Origin of the sequence: Pseudomonas sp. IPO3749, from assembly GCF_013386605.1 — a bacterium.
GTDB lineage: Bacteria > Pseudomonadota > Gammaproteobacteria > Pseudomonadales > Pseudomonadaceae > Aquipseudomonas > Aquipseudomonas azotoformans_A.
On sequence record NZ_JACARN010000019.1, the window covers coordinates 81,838 to 100,092 of the forward strand.

The window sequence follows — 18,255 nt, forward strand, 5'->3', positions numbered from 1 at the left end:
CAGGTAATTCCCAATGGCTTTAATCGCTCGAGCTCGCAAAAAGCGCAAGCCGGTCGCCGAGATGAACGTAGTGCCTTACATCGATGTGATGCTGGTGCTGCTGGTTATCTTCATGGTGACCGCGCCGATGCTCAATCAGGGCGTGAAGGTTGATCTGCCCAAGGTTTCCAGCGAAGCCTTGCCGCAAGACAACAACACCCAGGTCCTGACCATTTCGATCAAGGCTGACAAGACCTATTACTGGAACCTTGGCAGCGAAGTCGATACCCAAAAACAGCAGGACAAGGCTATGACCTTGCCGCAGATGACCGACGCGGTGACCAAGATCATTCGCTCTGGCAATGAAGGCGGCAAGCACACCCAAGTCTTCATTCGCGGGGACAAAGTGGTCGACTATGGCTCCGTCATGGGCGCCATGGGCGGACTGCAGAAGGCCGGCGTGGGTAACGTTGGCTTGATTACCGAGGCGCCCTGATGCAGCAACAGCGAGAGCCGTCCGCCTCGGAAAGCTTCTTCTGGCCTAGCGTCTGGGCAATTGCCCTGCACGTCCTGGTGTTTGGCATGCTGTTCGTCAGCTTTGCCATGACCCCGGACCTGCCGCCAGCCAAGCCGATCGTGCAGGCGACCCTGTATCAGCTGAAATCGAAAAGTCAGGCCACCACCCAGACCAATCAGAAGATTGCGGGTGAGGCCCAGAAGTCGGCTGCGCGCCAGACTGAAGTCGAACAGATGGAACAGAAGAAGGTCGAGCAGGAAGCGGTGAAGGCTGCTGCGGAACAAAAGAAAGAAGAGGCGGCTCAAAAGGCCGAGGAATCGAAAAAGGCTGACGAAGCCAAGAAAGCGGACGAGGCGAAAAAGGCTGATGAAGCCAAGAAAGCCGAGAAAGCTGCCGAAGCCAAAAAGGCCGAAGAGAAACAATTGGCTGATATAGCCAAGAAGAAGTCTGAAGAAGAAGCCAAGAAGGCTGCTGAAGAAGAGGCCAAGAAAAAGGCCGCTGAAGACGCCAAGAAGAAAATAGTCGAAGACGCGAAGAAGAAAGCCGCCGAAGACGCCAAGAAAAAAGCTGAAGCAGACGAGGCGAAGAAAAAAGTCGCCGACGACGCGAAGAAGAAAGCTGCCGCCGATGCCCAGAAGAAAAAGGCCCAGGAAGCAGCGCGCAAATCCGCCGAAGAGAAAAAGGCCCAGGCCTTGGCAGACTTGCTCTCCGACACGCCGCAGCGTCAGCAAGCCTTGGCCGATGAACGTGGCGATGAAGTTGCGGGCAGTTTCGACGACCTGATTCGGGCGCGGGCAGCAGAAGGTTGGACACGTCCACCTTCGGCACGTAAAGGCATGACAGTAGTGCTGCAGATCGGCATGTTGCCGGACGGTACGGTGACTTCGGTCAGCGTGTCCAAGTCCAGTGGTGACGGTTCGTTCGACAGTTCGGCGGTTGCCGCGGTCAAGAATATTGGCCGGTTGACCGAGATGCAGGGAATGAAACCAAGCGACTTCGCTCCCTATCGTTCATTCAAGATGACATTCACACCTGAGGATCTAGCCTTGTGAGAAACCTTCTTCGAGGAATGCTTGTCGTTATTTGCTGTATGGCAGGGATAGCGGCGGCGGATGAAAAGAACATCCTGGTCACCAGCGGTAGCGATCGGGCCACCCCGATCGCGGTAGTACCGTTCGGTTGGCAAGGCGGCAGCGTGCTGCCGGACGACATGGCCCAGATCGTCAGCGACGACCTGCGCAACTCCGGCTACTACGCACCGATTCCAAAAGGCAACATGATCAGCCAGCCGAACCAGGCCAGCGAAGTCGTGTTCCGCGACTGGAAAGCGGTGGGCGCGCAGTACCTGATGGTCGGCAATATCACGCCGGCCGGTGGTCGTCTGCAAATCACCTACACCTTGTTCAACGTGGCGACCGAGCAGCAGGTTCTGACCGGCAGCGTGTCGGGCACGGCCGAGCAGATCCGCGACATGGCCCACTACATCTCGGACCAGTCGTTTGAAAAGCTCACCGGTATCAAGGGTGCTTTCTCGACGCGTCTGCTGTACGTAACGGCTGAACGTTTCTCCGTAGACAACACTCGTTACACTTTGCAGCGTTCGGACTACGACGGTGCACGGGCTGTGACCTTGCTGCAATCCCGTGAGCCAATCCTGTCGCCGCGCTTCGCGCCGGACGGCAAGCGTATTGCCTACGTGTCCTTCGAACAGAAGCGTCCGCGTATCTTCGTCCAGCACATCGATACTGGCCGTCGTGAGCAGATCACCAACTTCGAAGGCCTCAACGGTGCACCGGCCTGGTCGCCGGATGGTTCGCGCCTGGCGTTTGTACTGTCCAAAGATGGCAACCCGGATATCTACGTGATGAACATGGCTTCGCGCCAGATCACTCGCGCAACCAGCGGCCCTGGCATCAACACCGAGCCGTTCTGGGGCAAGGATGGTTCGACCATCTACTTCACCTCTGACCGCGGCGGCAAGCCCCAGGTCTACAAGGCGAACGTGAATGGTGGTGGGGCAGAGCGTGTTACTTTTATCGGTAACTACAACGCCAACCCTAAGCTTTCGGCCGATGAAAAGACGTTGGTGATGATTCACCGTCAGGATGGTTTCACTAATTTCCGGGTTGCGGCCCAGGATTTGCAGCGCGGAACCGTAAAAATCCTCACAGATACCAACCTTGATGAGTCAGCCACTGTTGCGCCCAACGGCACCATGGTAATCTACGCCACCCGCCAGCAGGGCCGGGGAGTCTTGATGCTCGTGTCCATTAATGGCCGCGTAAGGCTCCCACTTCCTACCGCACAAGGCGAAGTCAGAGAACCATCCTGGTCCCCTTACCTGAACTGACGCGGCGCTACAAAAAGAAGTACTTAACACACTGGGGTTCATTAGGAGTTTCACGATGGAAATGCTGAAGTTTGGTAAGTTTGCTGCTCTGGCTCTGGCTCTGTCCGTAGCCGTTGGTTGCTCGTCTAAAGGCGGCGACAATGCCGGTGAAGGCGCAGCTGTTGATCCAAACGCTGGTTACGGCGCTAACACTGGTGCGGTTGACGGCTCCCTGAGCGAAGAAGCTGCTCTGCGCGCTATCACCACTTTCTACTTCGAATACGACAGTTCGGACCTGAAACCAGAAGCCATGCGCGCTCTGGACGTTCACGCGAAGGACCTGAAAGCTAACGGCGCTCGCGTTGTTCTGGAAGGTAACACTGACGAACGTGGTACTCGTGAGTACAACATGGCACTGGGCGAGCGTCGTGCGAAAGCCGTTCAGCGCTACCTGGTACTGCAAGGTGTTGCTCCAGGCCAACTGGAACTGGTTTCCTACGGTAAAGAGCGTCCAGTTGCTACTGGCCACGACGAGCAGTCCTGGGCTCAAAACCGTCGCGTCGAACTGCGTAAGTAATTCGTCATGCGAACGTGCCGTCGTGCTCTAACTGTATTGGCTCTCAGCCTCGCACCGCTTGCGGTGTGGGCTGCGGTTCCTGTGGAAGATAGCAACTCTGGCTATAACAATAGCGGGAGCAGTTATCCGCCAGCGGGTTATGGCACGAACGGCGCCTATGCGGGGGGAGCGGCTACGTCCGCTCCCTCGGCACAGGGCGAACTGTTCAACCAGCTGCAACGCATGCAGGATCAACTGGCGCAGCAACAAGGCACCATTGAAGTACTGCAAAACCAAGTGAACCAGCTGAAGCAAGAAGGCCTGGAGCGTTACCAGGATCTTGATCGACGCATTGGAGCCGGCGTTCAACCTGCCGCAACTCCTGATAATTCTTCTGCCGGTGGCGCGCCAAGCGCTGCTGCCGGTGGTGCAGCAGCAGGGGCGGCTGCCAGCCAAGCCCCTGCCGCGAGCAGCGAACCGGGTGATCCGGCGAAGGAAAAGCTGTATTACGATGCAGCCTTCGACCTGATCAAAGCCAAGGATTTCGATAAGGCCAGCCAGGCATTTACCGCTTTCCTGCGCAAATACCCGAACAGCCAGTACGCGGGCAATGCTCAATACTGGTTGGGTGAAGTCAACCTGGCCAAGGGTGATCTACAGGGCGCGGGCCAGGCATTTGCCAAGGTCAGCCAGCTCTACCCCAAGCACGCCAAGGTGCCGGATTCACTGTACAAACTCGCTGACGTAGAACGCCGCCTGGGTCATACCGACAAGGTCAAAGGCATTCTGCAGCAGGTTGTGGCCCAGTATCCGGGGACTTCCGCTGCCCAGTTGGCTCAACGGGATCTGCAGCGCTTGTAAGCGATGCAGCCGTTTAGAAGAAACCCGCGCCTGGCGCGGGTTTTTTCGTTAGAATCCACGCCCTTTTATGAAACACGCTTTTTGGGGCCTGCGCGTTGGCGGGGTTCCTTTAAGTGCCTGACGGAGGCGGACAGCCTGTTTAGCTGTTACGCCCGTGGCGACTATGCAAGACACATTACGAATTACCGAAGTCTTTTACTCGTTGCAGGGTGAAACGCGAACGGCTGGCCTGCCCACAGTATTTGTGCGCCTGACCGGTTGCCCCCTGCGTTGCCAATACTGCGACAGCGCCTACGCCTTCAGTGGCGGCACGGTGCGCACCCTCGATGACATTCTGGAGCAGGTCGCCGGCTACAAGCCGCGCTACGTCTGCGTGACCGGCGGCGAGCCGTTGGCCCAGCCCAATGCCATCCCGTTGCTCAAGCAGCTGTGTGATGCCGGCTACGAGGTTTCCCTGGAGACCAGTGGCGCCCTGGACATCTCCGCGGTCGACCCCCGTGTCAGCCGCGTGGTCGACCTCAAGACCCCCGACTCCAAGGAAGCGCACCGTAACCGCTACGAGAACATCGAGCTGCTGACGGCCAACGACCAGGTCAAGTTCGTCATTTGTTCCCGCGACGACTACGACTGGGCGAACTCCAAGCTGATTCAATACGGGCTGGACCGCCGCGCAGGCGAAGTGCTGTTCTCGCCAAGCCACCATGACCTGAATGCACGCGACCTCGCCGATTGGGTGGTTGCAGACAACCTACCGGTGCGCCTGCAATTGCAGTTGCATAAATACCTTTGGAACGACGAGCCAGGACGCTGATATGACTGAACACACAATGGATCAAAAACGCGCGGTAATCCTGCTGTCCGGCGGCCTCGACTCCGCCACCGTGGTGGCCATGGCCCAGGCGCAAGGCTACAGCTGCTACACCATGAGCTTCGACTACGGCCAGCGTCACCGCGCCGAGCTGAATGCCGCCGCGCGTGTCGCCCGTGAGATGGGCGTGGTCGAGCACAAAGTGATTGGACTGAACCTCAACGGCATCGGTGGCTCCGCGCTGACCGACAGCAGCATCGATGTGCCGGAAGCACCTAGCGAAGGCATCCCGGTGACCTACGTGCCGGCACGCAACACCGTGTTCCTGTCCCTGGCCCTGGGTTGGGCAGAGGTACTTAACGCCCGCGACATCTTCATCGGCGTCAACGCAGTGGATTACTCCGGTTACCCGGACTGCCGCCCAGAGTTCGTCGAGTCGTTCGAGCGCATGGCCAACCTGGCGACCAAAGCCGGTGTAGAAGGGCAGGGTTTCCGTATCCTGGCGCCGCTGCAAAACCTGAGCAAGGCCGATATCGTCAAGGCTGGTGTAGGACTTGGCGTAGATTATTCGCTGACTGTTTCCTGCTATCAGGCAGACGATGACGGCCGTGCTTGTGGGAAATGCGACAGCTGCCGACTGCGTGCAGAAGGCTTCCAAGCGGCCGGAATTACTGACCCAACGCGTTATTTCTGATTTATTTCAAATAAGGTGTTGAATAATCCTTAGAAATCAGTATTATACGCGCCACCACACAGCGGGTCGTTAGCTCAGTTGGTAGAGCAGTTGGCTTTTAACCAATTGGTCGTAGGTTCGAATCCCACACGACCCACCATTTTTGGCGGTTTAGAAAATCCGGAAGGCCCACGCAAGTGAGGATTTCCGGGTTTTTTTTTGCCTGTTCGAAACGTCAAAGGCCCCGGCTCGTGAAGAGTCCGGGGCCTTTTTTATTCCTCAGGAAATCCTGTCAGGCGCTGTGCTCAATAAAGTACTGACAAATCAGCCGATCCTCCCGCAAGCACTGTTCGCTCGCCGGCATCCCGGTGGCTTCGGAAAAGAACGCGGCCATCGCCCTGCACACGCATTGCTCTTCGCGTACTACGCTGCCCACCGGGCAGGTGAAGTTGCGCACCATCACACCACCTTCCTGAGGCACCGCCTCGGTACTCGCGCCCAAGGCGTCGGCGGCGGCCATCGCCGCGCGCAGTCCGCTGTCAAAATCTTCAGGCTTGGCCAGGCCAGCGCGTTGGGCCAACTGGCGGCCGGTTTGTTCCAGCACCTCACCCAGCTCCTCGACGTCGTAGCGGTCCTTCAGGGTAGCCAGCAATTGCGTGAGCAGGATTTGATAAGCCGTTGAGGTGACATCTTCGCTGCCCGGTGCGGCTTCGAAGATCACGGGAGGCTTGCCCACAGTGTTAGGCGGACGGATCTTGCTGCGGCGCACCAACCCCTCCGACTCCAACTGTTTGAGCTGCACGATCACGGCATTGCGCGTCACGGCCAGAAGTTCGCAGAGCTGCACCACGGTCAGTGGCTCGCGCTGGAGAAGCTGCAGGATGTCGCTTTTGGTACTCACGGGCGGTCAGGTTCGCTGGCGATTGGGAGGGGCGAGTATAGCGTCATCAAATCCAGTTCACGGAACAAAAAACAATAAAGACAACAAATATTGTCAATATGGCTCGACAGTGATTAGAATCCTCTGCGCCATCGCCCTGTGCGATCTAAAAAAAGGAAATGCCTGATGAGTCTGATACCCAACAATTCACTGGTCACCGCAACCCCCGAAGAGGGGCGCGAGCTGGCGATCAAAATGGCGCGGCTGGTGATCAAGGCGACCCAACCTGATGAAGCGGTACGCGGCCACTTGCGCGATGTGTATGCCAATGATGCGGCAATGCTGATCAGCATTGGCCATGTGGTCGCGACGGAATTTGCGACGATTGCGGCGGCGAATAAATACTGGAACGCGTAGAGCGACCCGGCAGCCAGCGGTCTCTGTTGGCTGCCTGGAACTGCCCGGTCACAACCGGGTTTAAAGGTCAGAAAAAGAAACGATAAAACCACAAAAGTCTTTGATATACATAGGATTGTCTGACAATCCTCTGCATGAAAAACTCTTCATAAACCCCCCGCTCGAACGTTGGTAGCTTCCTCGTCGCTGCCCCACAATTCGAGTCCTAATAATGAATAACAAAACTCTTAAAGGCGCCTTGGCGCTCGCCGTTTCCCTTGCCTCAACCCCGCTGTTCGCCGGTGGTTTCGCGCTCAATGAACAAAGTATCAGTTCAATGGGCACGGGCTATGCCGGTCGCTCCTCATCGGCCGAAGACGCCAGTACCGTGTTCGGCAACCCCGCCGGTATGTCTCGCCTGAAGCAGAATGAAGTCAGCCTTGGTGCGACTTACCTCGATGCCAAAACCGATATCAAGAACGCCAGTTCGTCGCAGTTCGGTGCCGACAACCCAGGCACCAACAAGGGCGACATGGTGCCCGGCATTGCCGTGCCGATGGGCTACCTGGTCACGCCCATTGATGAGCACTGGGCGTTCGGCCTGGGCATCTATGCACCGTTCGGCCTGGTGACTGACTATGAGCACAGCTTCCAGGGCAATGGCTTCGGCAACAAGAGCAAGGTTTCGGTCATCACCGTGCAGCCGACGGTCAGCTATGCCTTCAACGACAAGGTGTCGGTAGGTTTCGGCCCGACCTTCAACCGCATCAGTGGCGAGCTGGATTCCAATGTGCCGCTGGGTGGCGGAGCCGGCGAAAGCGTGAAAGTCAAAGGCGACGACAACGCCACCGGGTTCAACGCCGGTATCCTGGTGCAACCCCTCGAAAGTACGCGTATCGGCGTGACCTACCACTCGCAGGTGGTGTACCACCTCACCGGCAAGACCCACGCCTCCGGGGTGATTTCCGATGCCTTTGACGGTGGCCCGCAGCGTTATGACGCCAGTTTGAACGTGACCACGCCGTCCTCGGTGGATTTCTCGGTCACCCATCAACTGAATGACGACTGGACCCTCTACCTCGGCAGCACCTACACCCGTTGGAGCCAGTTGAAGAAGATCACCATCAACAACGACGGGGTGTCCGACCTTACCGCTCAATTCGGCGGCCTGGGCTCGATCACCGAACAACAGCATTGGCATGACACCTGGTCCCACGCCATCGGCGCGGCGTATCGGGTCAACAAACAACTGGTGCTGCGGACCGGTTTCTCGGTGGACCAGACGCCGACCAACAACACCGACCGTTCCGTGCGGATTCCTACGGGGGATCGCACTGTTTTCAGCCTGGGCGCCGGCTGGACGCCCGTCAACAACCTGACGTTCGATGTGGCGTATTCCTACCTCAAGGAAGAGCCGATCAAGGTTCATCAGAACCTTTCCCAGGTAGGGCTGACGTACGATGCCAAGTATGAAAACAGCGCCAATGGGTTCGGTGGATCGGTGACTTACCGGTTCTGATTTTCGCAAAACCGCAAGGAGCCAGCTTTTTGGCATGGCTCTTTGCTATCTACGTGCTGTCAATCGATCGAAGTCTTGGTTAAATTGAGCATTGTCCAGCTCAAGACAGGGATCGTCATGACCACGCTTTCGCCTATTAATACCGGCAATACGCTTATCGCCCGTCCGACAGAAACGCCGCCTGCAACCCTGACGCACAACGTTGAAGTCAGCCTGAAGAGGCCCTCTGCAGTCGTCAGCCTGGGCAACGTCGTCTCCGATACGCTTTCCGACACCTATTCCCGTCGCGGACAATTACCGGGTCAAGAAACCGTGCGCGCCTGGGAAAGTGACAGCCAGGACGCGCTCAGCAAATCGCTCAACACCAACTTCAATTCGCAGTCGACGGCCAACCGCTTCAGTGGCTTGGGCGCCGGCCTGATTGCGCAGTTCGCCAAGGGCGGGGCAGCGGTTTCCCAGTCGGTGATGTTCGCGAGTGCCGACCGCGCGGCGAACGCGGGTGAAATCAAAGTTGATCAGGGCCTGCTGCACACCAAGGCCGACAATTTGATCAGCCTCAGCATCAAGACCGCCAGCGGCAAGACCGTCACCTTCAGCCTCTCGAGCCAGACCGATGGCCTGGGTGTGCAAGCGACGGTAGACGGTGGCACCTTGACCGATGAGGAGCTCAAGGCCGTCGGCAAATTGGGCAGCGCCTTCCAGTCCGCCGTGGATGGGTTGACGGCAATGCCACCGAAGCTCGACCTGAGCCAACTGACGCAGTTTGACACCAAGCTGCTGGCGTCGGTGGACCTCAATGCCACGCTCAAATCCCTGGACGGCCAGGACCTGAGCCTGGCCTTCCATGCCGATAGCCAAAGCCGCACCACCCGCATGAGTGGCCCGCTCGGCGAGCTGAACCTGGCCGTCGACCTGAAAAACGCCGCGATCATCGGTAACGCCAAACAACAAGCCAAGGCCCTGCAAAGCTATCTCGCCCAATTCGACCGGGCGCAGGAGCGCGGCAGTGCCAAGCCAGAGCTGATGGCGATGTTCAAAGACGCCTTCAGCGCCATGAACAGCCATTATCCACAGGGCGTTACCCTGCCCGAAGCGTTGACGCGTAACTCGACCGACCAGGGCTTGCTGACCGGCTTGGCGGACTTCAAGGCATCCATCAAACAGGCCAGCGAATCGCCCAACCCGATGCGCCCGTCTGAGGTGGACAGCTTCGCCTACGAGGTCTCGCAAAAGACCCGCGTCGGCGGCAACAGCCTGTTGGATCGCAGTGTCAGCCAGGACCAGCAGTCGAGCCTCTCCGCGAGTTTCCATAAGGGGCTCAAGGGCGGCAAAGCGCCTGCCCTGGACGGCAATGCAGAGTCGCAGAATTATCGCTACGTACAAGTGCAGGACAAGGCCAGCAGTTCGGCCAAGCTCTCCTACAAGGACGGCCTGCTGGCCAGTGCAACGCTCGATCAAAGTGCCAGCCAGAACACCCGCACGCAGCAATATGTGATGGGCAAGTTGGTGGAAGACACCACGGTGCCGAAAGAGGCGTCGGTCAAGCGCGACTATCTGGTGTTGCTCGAATACGCGGCCAAGGAAAGCAAGAAGTCCAAGGATGCGCTGGAGGAGTCCACTGTCAAGGAGGCCCTGGCCAGCCTGCATGCTTCGGTAATGTTGCAGGAAGATCCGTCCGCACTGGCACGCTGACGCGGCTGTAAAAAAGGCGTCTCCAGTGATGGAGGCGCCTTTTTTTTGCCCGGCAGACGCACCGACGAATGCCAGATTAGGCTTTTGAAACCCTTGGATATTCTGTAGCCTTGCGCAGCTTCACCTTAACCCGTGCTTGATGAACACAATCACTTCGTCCGGCGGCGCCCGAAGGGCTCCAGAGCCGGTGGTACACTCGACTTTCGCGCAACTGCGCCTGCAGGTCTTGCGAACATGACGCAAATTTCCGAACGCCTTCTGGTTCAAGCCCACCTCGACGCCAAGCAGCCCAAGGCCCTCAGCGCCGCTGAAGAGGCGAACCTGCGTACCGCCATCGCCGCCGAGCTCAAGGCTCAAGACGCGGTGCTGGTCGCCCACTTCTACTGTGACCCGGTGATCCAGGCCCTGGCCGAAGAAACCGGCGGCTGCGTCTCCGACTCCCTGGAAATGGCTCGCTTCGGCGCTGCCCACCCGGCCAAGACCGTATTGGTCGCCGGCGTGCGTTTCATGGGCGAGACCGCCAAGATCCTCACCCCCGAAAAACGCATCCTCATGCCCACCCTGGAAGCCACGTGTTCCCTGGACCTGGGTTGCCCGGTGGAGGAGTTCTCGGCGTTCTGCGACCAACATCCCGAGCGCACCGTGGTGGTGTACGCCAACACCTCGGCGGCGGTCAAAGCCCGGGCGGATTGGGTGGTGACATCCAGTTGCGCGCTGGAAATCGTCGAAAGCCTGATGGACAACGGCGAGACAATTATCTGGGGCCCGGACAAGCACCTGGGCACGTACATCCAGCGCCAGACCGGTGCTGACATGCTGCTGTGGGACGGTGCCTGCATCGTCCACGAAGAGTTCAAGTCCAAGCAGCTTGAAGACATGAAGGCGCTGTACCCGGATGCAGCGATTTTGGTGCACCCAGAGTCGCCGACCTCGGTGATTGAACTGGCAGACGCCGTAGGTTCGACCAGCCAGTTGATTGCGGCTGCCCAGCGCCTGCCGAACAAGACCTTCATCGTCGCCACCGACCGCGGCATCTTCTACAAGATGCAGCAGCTGTGCCCGGACAAGGTCTTTGTCGAGGCGCCTACCGCCGGCAATGGCGCGGCGTGCCGCAGTTGCGCACATTGTCCGTGGATGGCGATGAACACGCTGGAGCGCACGCTGCAGTGCCTGCGCGAGGGCAGCAACGAGATCTTCGTCGAGCCCTCAGTGATCCCGCAGGCCGTGCGCCCGCTCAAGCGCATGCTTGATTTCACTCAGGCTGCCCGCCTGAAACTGGCCGGCAACGCCTGAGTCGTTACTTTTTCTGTTTGGGGATGCGAACCAGCTGGCTGTCGGAATAGATGTCATGCCAGCTGCGTTTGCGCTTATCAACCAGCGACCAGATAAACCCCAGCCCCACGCACAACCACGACGCAATCGACACCACAAAGCGCAACAGCGCCTGCCACAGGCTGATCCGTGAGCCATCGGCATTCTGCACGCGCACGCCCCACACCTGCATGCCCAGGGTCTGCCCGGAATGGGTCCAGAACTTGGCGAAAAAGCCGAACAGCACGAACAGCAGAATCGTCGACAGCAACGGGTCGCCGTCCAGCGCGCCGGATTCGGTGAGGGTGCGCATTTTCGCTTCACCGACAAACGCGATCCAGATCAGTTTGTAGACGAACGCGGTAACGATCAGCAGGGCAGTGCACAACAGAAAGTCATAGAACATCGCTGCCAGGCGACGGCCCAGGCCAACGGCGGGAAATTCGCCTTGAGGGCTCAGCAGGGGTTTTGACATGGCAGGGCTCTCTTGTGAAAAAAGCCATTTTACGAGCAAACGCACATAAAAAAGCCCCTGATGTCACCATCAGGGGCTTTTTGTCGCAGGAGGGATCAACCTTCCGCTTGTACTTCGTCAGCCTGCATGCCTTTTTGGCCTTGCACAGCAACGAACGTCACTTTCTGGCCTTCTTTCAGGCTCTTGAAGCCGTTGCCCTGAATAGCGCGGAAATGCACGAACAGATCCGGACCGCTTTCTGGAGTGATAAAACCAAACCCTTTCTCGTCGTTAAACCACTTGACGGTACCGCTCTGACGTTCAGCCATTTTCTTATTTCCTTGACGCTAAAAATTAATGACAGCCCCTTTCGCAGGAAAGAGTACTGGGCTGGGTTGCAGGAAAGTAAGAGACGTCGAACGGGTTGTAGCACAACTACTTCAGCTACTGCCCAGGTCCAGGTTCCAAGCGACCCATGCAAACACAGTGGGCAAACTCTACGCCAACTAGTGGAGAAAAAACAAGCCCTGCCAAAAGCCCAGGTTTTGCTGGGGCTTATGACACTTGGGTGAATATTATGGATCCGACTTATTCGATAGAGTTGATCACTTGTTATAGCTTGATTCCTATAGGAAAGACTATCGGTAGTGCACTGTTTTATGGCGATTGCGTTACAAATTAGTGCGCTTTAACGCAATCGCGTTACTTATAGAAACAGTCAATCAACCACGGTAGTAACGTTGTGGCACAAATGGCATTTTACTTACACGTAGTGGCACCTTTTTCCCACGTACCAACGCAGAGACTTCGGTATCCAGTGCAGTAAAAGCACTGTCCAGGTAACCCATGGCCAGCGGGCCGCCGAGGGTCGGACCGAAACCGCCGCTGCACACGCTGCCGATCACGGTGCCGATCACGGTGCCGTCGGCGTCGACGATTTCTGCGCCTTCACGCACCAGCGTGCGTTCTTGCGGCAACAGACCTACACGTTTGCGGTTCACACCGGTTTGCTGCTGGGTGAAGATCTTGTCGGCACCCGGGAAGCCACCGGCACGGGCGCCGTCGGCACGACGGGCCTTGGAGATCGCCCACAGCAGGCTGGCTTCGATCGGTGTGGTGTCGGTGTTCATGTCATGGCCATACAGGCACAGGCCGGCTTCCAGGCGCAGCGAGTCGCGGGCGCCCAGGCCGATGGCCTGTACTTCGGTCTCGGCCAGCAGGCTGCGCGCGAGGCTTTCGGCATTGGCGGCGGGCACGGAGATTTCAAAGCCGTCTTCGCCGGTGTAGCCCGAGCGGCTGACGTAGCAGTCCACGCCCAGCAGGCGCAGCGTGGCGAACTGCATGAAGGTCATCTTGGTGACTTCCGGTGCCAGGCGCGCCAGTACCTTCACCGCCGCCGGGCCTTGCAGGGCCAGCAACGCGCGCTCTTCGAACAGTGGCTCGATGGTGCACTGGTCGCCGATATGTTGGCGCAGGTGGGCCAGGTCCTGGTCCTTGCAGGCGGCGTTGACCACCAGGAACAGTTCGTCGTTACCCAGGTTGGCCACCATCAGGTCATCGAGAATACCGCCCTGGTCGTTGGTGAACATCGCGTAGCGCTGCATGCCCACCGGCAGGTCGATGATGTCGACCGGCACCAGGGTTTCCAGTGCCTTGGCGGCATTGGCGCCGGTGAGGCGGATCTGGCCCATGTGGGACACGTCGAACAGTCCGGCCTGATCACGGGTGTGCAGGTGTTCCTTCATCACGCCCAACGGGTATTGCACCGGCATGTCGTAGCCGGCGAAGGGCACCATGCGCGCGCCGAGTTCGATGTGCAGGGCGTGCAGAGGGGTTTTCAACAGGGTTTCGGTGGACATATTCAGCTCCTGAAAAACGTGCTGGCGCGCCGTTAGGCGTCAGCACTCGATAATGTTGACCGCTAAACCGCCACGGGCGGTTTCCTTGTATTTGCTTTTCATGTCGGCGCCGGTCTGGCGCATGGTGCGGATGACCTTGTCGAGGGACACAAAGTGCTGCCCATCGCCGCGCAAGGCCATGCGCACCGCATTGATCGCCTTGACCGAGCCCATCGCATTGCGCTCGATGCACGGCACCTGCACCAGCCCGCCAATCGGGTCGCAGGTCAGGCCGAGGTTGTGTTCCATGCCGATCTCAGCGGCGTTCTCCACCTGGGAAACGCTGCCGCCCAGGACTTCGCACAACGCTCCGGCGGCCATGGAACAGGCCACGCCGACCTCGCCCTGACAGCCGACTTCGGCGCCGGAGATCGACGCGTTTTCCTTGTACAGAATGCCGATGGCAGCGGCGGTGAGCAGGAAGCGCACCACACCGTCTTCGTTCGCGCCGGGGATAAAGCGCATGTAGTAATGCAGCACCGCCGGCACGATGCCCGCCGCGCCGTTGGTGGGCGCCGTGACCACGCGGCCGCCGTTGGCGTTTTCTTCATTGACGGCCAGGGCGTAAAGGTTGACCCAGTCGAGTACCGACAATGGGTCGCGCAGCGCCGACTCCGGGTGTTTGCACAGCTGGCGATGCAGGGCCGCGGCGCGACGCTTGACCTTCAGGCCGCCGGGCAGAATCCCTTCGTTGCGACAGCCCGCGTCCACACAGTCCTGCATCACTTGCCAGATCTTCAGCAGCCCGGCGCGGGTTTCCGCCTCCGGGCGCCAGGCGCTCTCGTTGGTCAGCATCACCTGGCTGATGGACAGCCCGTAGGTGGTGCAATGGCTGAGGAGGTCTTTGGCATGCTTGAAGGGGAAGGTCAGCGGTGTGGCGTCCTCGACAATCCGGTCGGCGCCGGCGGCGTCTTCATCCACCACAAACCCACCACCGACCGAGTAGTACTCGCGGCTGCGGATCTGGATAGTGGCGGCGTCGAAGGCACGGAAAATCATGCCGTTGGGATGGTAGGCGAGGGGTTTGCGAATCATCGCCAAGTGTTCTTTCTCGTTGAACGCAATGCTGTGTTCGCCGAGCAGGTTCAAGCGGCCGTCCTTGCGCATCTGCGCCAGGCGGGTGGCCACGGTTTCGGTATTCACGGTGTCCGGGTGTTCGCCTTCCAGGCCGAGCAACACAGCCTTGTCGCTGCCGTGGCCTTTACCGGTGGCGCCCAGCGATCCGTAGAGTTCCACCTTGATGCTGGTGGTGGCGCTCAACAGGCTGTCACGCTTGAGGCCCTCGACGAACCGAGCGGCGGCACGCATCGGGCCAACGGTGTGGGAACTGGAGGGGCCGACGCCAATCTTGAACAGGTCGAACACGCTAAGGGACATGGTTGTTCTCCGGTTTCTTATTATTTTTCTAAGCCTGGCTCGGTCAAATGTGGGAGCGGGCTTGCTCGCGAAAGCGGTGGGTCAATCACAGTTGTATCAACTGACAGACCGCATTCGCGAGCAAGCCCGCTCCCACATTTTTGACCGAGTACAGTCTCAGGTTATGCGTAGCTCTCGATCGACGGGCACGCACACACCAGGTTGCGATCACCAAACACGTTATCCACACGCCCAACCGGCGGCCAGTACTTGCCTTCGATCAACGACGGCACCGGGTACACCGCCTGCTCGCGGGTGTACGGGTGGGTCCACTCACTCACCAGTTCAGCAGCGGTGTGCGGCGCGTTCTTCAGCGGGTTGTCGTCCTTGTCCAAGGTACCGTTTTCCACCGCGCGGATTTCTTCGCGGATGGCGATCATCGCGTTGCAGAAGCGGTCCAGTTCTTCCTTGGATTCGCTTTCGGTCGGCTCGATCATCAAGGTGCCGGCCACCGGGAACGACATGGTCGGCGCATGGAAGCCGAAGTCGATCAGGCGCTTGGCCACGTCGTCCACGCTGATGCCGCTGCTGTCTTTGAGGGGGCGCAGATCCAGGATGCATTCGTGCGCCACCAGGCCGTTGCTGCCGGTGTAGAGCACGGGGTAGTGCTCTTCCAGGCGACGGGAGATGTAGTTGGCATTCAGGATCGCCAGCTGCGACGCGCGCTTGAGGCCCGCACCGCCCATCATGCTGATGTACATCCAGGTGATCGGCAAAATGCTCGCGCTGCCGAATGGCGCCGCACACACCGCGCCTTCCTTGCGTTCCATGGCCGCGTGGCCGGGCAGGAACGGCGTGAGGTGCGACTTGACGCCAATCGGGCCGACGCCTGGGCCGCCACCGCCGTGAGGGATGCAGAAGGTCTTGTGCAGGTTCAGGTGGGACACGTCGCCACCGAATTTGCCCGGTGCGCATAGGCCGACCATGGCGTTCATGTTGGCGCCGTCGATGTACACCTGGCCGCCGTTGTCGTGAATGATGCCGCAGATTTCGCGGATGCCTTCTTCGAACACGCCGTGAGTGGACGGGTAGGTGATCATCAGCGCGGCCAGGTGGTCGCGGTGCTCGATGGCCTTGGCGCGCAGGTCTTCGATGTCGACGTTGCCGCGTGCATCGCACGCAGTCACGACCACGCGCATGCCCGCCATGTTGGCGGTGGCCGGGTTGGTGCCGTGGGCCGACGAGGGAATCAGGCAGATGTCGCGGCGCTCATCGCCACGGCTCTGGTGATAGGCACGAATGGCCAAGAGGCCCGCGTACTCGCCCTGGGAACCGGCGTTCGGCTGCAGGGAGATCGCGTCGTAACCGGTGGCGGCGCAGAGCATGGCTTCCAGGTCGGAGGTCAGCTCCAGGTAGCCGGCGCTTTGTTCGGCCGGGGCGAACGGGTGCAGGGCACCGAACTCGGCCCAGGTCACCGGGATCATTTCGCTGGCGGCGTTGAGCTTCATGGTGCACGAGCCCAGCGGGATCATGGTGCGGTCCAGCGCCAGGTCCTTGTCGGCCAGCTTGCGCAGGTAGCGCATCAGCTCGGTTTCGGAGTGATAACGGTTGAAGACCGGGTGGCTGAGGACGGGCGACTGGCGCAGTAGGGCGGCTGGCAGCGTGCTTTCCGTCTGGGCGAAAGCGGGCAGGGGCTTGCCGTCGGCAAAGATCGCCCACAGGGTTTCGATATCGGCCTGGGTGGTGGTTTCGTCCACCGACACACCTACACGCTCACCATCCACCACACGCAGGTTGATGCGCTGGGCGCGCGCCTTGTCGTGCAGCGCGGCGGTGTTGGCGCCGGTGTTGAGGGTGAGGGTGTCGAAGAAGTGTTCCTGCTCGACCTTCAAGCCCAGGGCGGTCAGGCCCTTGGCCAGGATCGCGGTCAGCTGGTGCACACGCTGGGCAATCTGGGTCAGGCCTTTGGGGCCGTGGTACACGGCGTACATGCTGGCGATGTTGGCCAGCAGCACTTGGGCGGTGCAGATGTTCGACGTGGCTTTCTCGCGGCGGATATGTTGCTCGCGGGTCTGCATGGCCAGGCGCAGGGCCGGCTTGCCGAAACGGTCGACGGACACTCCTACCAGGCGGCCCGGCATGTCGCGTTTGAACGCATCCTTGGTCGAGAAATACGCCGCGTGCGGGCCACCAAAGCCCAGCGGCACGCCGAAGCGTTGCGCGCTGCCGATGGCCACGTCGGCGCCGAATTCGCCCGGCGGGGCCAGCAAGGTCAGGGCCAGCAGGTCGGCGGCCACGGCCACCAGGGCGTTGGCGGCGTGGAAGCGCTCGGTCAGTGCGCGGTAGTCGAACACATCACCGTTGCTCGCCGGGTATTGCAGCAGGGCGCCGAAGAACGGGCTGACGTCGGTCAGTTCGCGTTCATCGCCCACCACCACGTCGATGCCCAAAGGCTCGGCACGGGTGCGCAGCACGTCGAGGGTTTGCGGGTGGCTGTGGATCGAGGCGAAGAAGGCGTTGCTGCCCTTGTTCTTGCTCAGGCGCTTGCAGAAGGTCATGGCTTCGGCGGCGGCGGTGGCTTCGTCGAGCAGGGAGGCGTTGGCAATCGGCAGGCCGGTGAGGTCGCTGATCAGGGTCTGGAAGTTCAGCAGCGCTTCCAGGCGGCCCTGGGAAATCTCGGGTTGGTACGGGGTGTAAGCGGTGTACCAGGCCGGGTTTTCCAGCAGGTTGCGCAGGATCGGCGACGGCGTGTGGCAGTTGTAGTAACCCTGGCCGATGTAGGTCTTGAACAGTTGGTTCTTGCCGGCGATGGCCTTGATCTTGGCCAGGGCCTCGGCTTCGCTCAGGCCGTCTTCCAGGCCGAGCACGCTGGTGCCCTTGATGCTTTCCGGGATCACGCTGGCGCTCAGCGCTTCCAGGGAGTCGAAGCCCAGGCTTGCGAGCATCTGCTGCTCATCTTCCTGGCGCGGGCCGATGTGGCGGGCGATGAATTCGTTGGCGGTGCTGATGTTGATCGACATGGCGCG

General features: G+C 59.7%; 17 protein-coding genes and 1 tRNA gene. 12 read left to right on the forward strand and 6 right to left on the reverse strand.

Annotated features, from left to right (window positions below):
• Window positions 1-22: 22 nt before the first annotated feature.
• The 8 genes from tolR (at window position 23) to HX812_RS09800 (ending at window position 5,883) form a co-directional block, all read left to right on the forward strand.
• A complete protein-coding gene (tolR, locus tag HX812_RS09765) occupies window positions 23-475 on the forward strand; it encodes a protein TolR (protein ID WP_161630238.1) in 453 nt (150 codons plus the stop codon).
• Window positions 475-1,548, forward strand: coding sequence for a cell envelope integrity protein TolA (gene tolA, locus HX812_RS09770; RefSeq protein ID WP_033898485.1), 1,074 nt, complete (start codon window positions 475-477; stop codon window positions 1,546-1,548). Before tolR ends, tolA begins: the two co-directional genes overlap by 1 nt.
• 17 nt (window positions 1,549-1,565) lie before the next feature.
• Entirely contained in the window at window positions 1,566-2,846 is a 1,281-nt protein-coding gene (gene tolB, locus HX812_RS09775) for a Tol-Pal system beta propeller repeat protein TolB (RefSeq protein ID WP_033898484.1), read from the forward strand.
• A gap of 55 nt (window positions 2,847-2,901) precedes the next feature.
• A complete protein-coding gene (gene pal, locus HX812_RS09780; RefSeq protein WP_003209827.1) occupies window positions 2,902-3,402 on the forward strand; it encodes a peptidoglycan-associated lipoprotein Pal in 501 nt (166 codons plus the stop codon).
• 6 nt (window positions 3,403-3,408) lie between these two features.
• Window positions 3,409-4,242, forward strand: a complete 834-nt coding sequence (gene ybgF, locus HX812_RS09785) for a tol-pal system protein YbgF (RefSeq protein ID WP_016975447.1) — start codon at window positions 3,409-3,411, stop codon at window positions 4,240-4,242.
• A 163-nt stretch (window positions 4,243-4,405) separates the two neighbouring features.
• Window positions 4,406-5,053, forward strand: coding sequence for a 7-carboxy-7-deazaguanine synthase QueE (queE, locus tag HX812_RS09790; RefSeq protein WP_010208116.1), 648 nt, complete (start codon window positions 4,406-4,408; stop codon window positions 5,051-5,053).
• A gap of 16 nt (window positions 5,054-5,069) precedes the next feature.
• Window positions 5,070-5,744: a 7-cyano-7-deazaguanine synthase QueC gene (gene queC / locus HX812_RS09795; RefSeq protein WP_028617741.1), complete on the forward strand. Its 675-nt coding sequence runs from the start codon at window positions 5,070-5,072 to the stop codon at window positions 5,742-5,744.
• Between the two features lie 63 nt (window positions 5,745-5,807).
• Window positions 5,808-5,883 (forward strand) — tRNA-Lys (locus tag HX812_RS09800).
• Window positions 5,884-6,015: 132 nt separating this feature from the next.
• Here the strand turns inward: HX812_RS09800 and HX812_RS09805 are convergent.
• On the reverse strand, window positions 6,016-6,624 hold the full coding sequence (locus HX812_RS09805; RefSeq protein WP_038845974.1) for a metalloregulator ArsR/SmtB family transcription factor: 609 nt from the start codon (window positions 6,622-6,624) through the stop codon (window positions 6,016-6,018).
• Between the two features lie 165 nt (window positions 6,625-6,789).
• Between HX812_RS09805 and HX812_RS09810 the strand changes: the two genes are divergently transcribed.
• The 4 genes from HX812_RS09810 to nadA all read left to right on the forward strand — a co-directional run bounded on the left by HX812_RS09810 (window position 6,790) and on the right by nadA (window position 11,503).
• The gene (locus HX812_RS09810) at window positions 6,790-7,020 is read left to right on the forward strand and encodes a hexameric tyrosine-coordinated heme protein (RefSeq protein WP_038845976.1); all 231 of its coding nucleotides are present in this window, start codon (window positions 6,790-6,792) and stop codon (window positions 7,018-7,020) included.
• 211 nt (window positions 7,021-7,231) lie between these two features.
• Complete coding sequence (locus tag HX812_RS09815; protein ID WP_038845977.1) at window positions 7,232-8,518, forward strand: OmpP1/FadL family transporter; 1,287 nt, start codon at window positions 7,232-7,234, stop codon at window positions 8,516-8,518.
• 117 nt (window positions 8,519-8,635) lie between these two features.
• Window positions 8,636-10,210 (forward strand): lactate dehydrogenase, encoded by a 1,575-nt coding sequence (locus HX812_RS09820; RefSeq protein WP_235165437.1) that lies wholly within the window; start codon window positions 8,636-8,638, stop codon window positions 10,208-10,210.
• A 234-nt stretch (window positions 10,211-10,444) separates the two neighbouring features.
• Window positions 10,445-11,503 (forward strand): quinolinate synthase NadA, encoded by a 1,059-nt coding sequence (gene nadA, locus HX812_RS09825; protein ID WP_038845978.1) that lies wholly within the window; start codon window positions 10,445-10,447, stop codon window positions 11,501-11,503.
• Window positions 11,504-11,507: 4 nt separating this feature from the next.
• Here nadA and HX812_RS09830 read toward each other — a convergent pair whose 3' ends face one another.
• The 5 genes from HX812_RS09830 to gcvP all read right to left on the reverse strand — a co-directional run bounded on the left by HX812_RS09830 (window position 11,508) and on the right by gcvP (window position 18,249).
• Window positions 11,508-11,996 (reverse strand): RDD family protein, encoded by a 489-nt coding sequence (locus tag HX812_RS09830; RefSeq protein WP_033902224.1) that lies wholly within the window; start codon window positions 11,994-11,996, stop codon window positions 11,508-11,510.
• A gap of 95 nt (window positions 11,997-12,091) precedes the next feature.
• Entirely contained in the window at window positions 12,092-12,304 is a 213-nt protein-coding gene (locus HX812_RS09835; RefSeq protein ID WP_003365337.1) for a cold-shock protein, read from the reverse strand.
• Window positions 12,305-12,697: 393 nt separating this feature from the next.
• The gene (gene gcvT / locus HX812_RS09840; RefSeq protein WP_038845981.1) at window positions 12,698-13,834 is read right to left on the reverse strand and encodes a glycine cleavage system aminomethyltransferase GcvT; all 1,137 of its coding nucleotides are present in this window, start codon (window positions 13,832-13,834) and stop codon (window positions 12,698-12,700) included.
• 39 nt (window positions 13,835-13,873) lie between these two features.
• On the reverse strand, window positions 13,874-15,250 hold the full coding sequence (locus HX812_RS09845; protein ID WP_038845983.1) for an L-serine ammonia-lyase: 1,377 nt from the start codon (window positions 15,248-15,250) through the stop codon (window positions 13,874-13,876).
• 161 nt (window positions 15,251-15,411) lie between these two features.
• Entirely contained in the window at window positions 15,412-18,249 is a 2,838-nt protein-coding gene (gene gcvP, locus HX812_RS09850) for an aminomethyl-transferring glycine dehydrogenase (RefSeq protein WP_038849560.1), read from the reverse strand.
• Window positions 18,250-18,255: the final 6 nt, after the last annotated feature.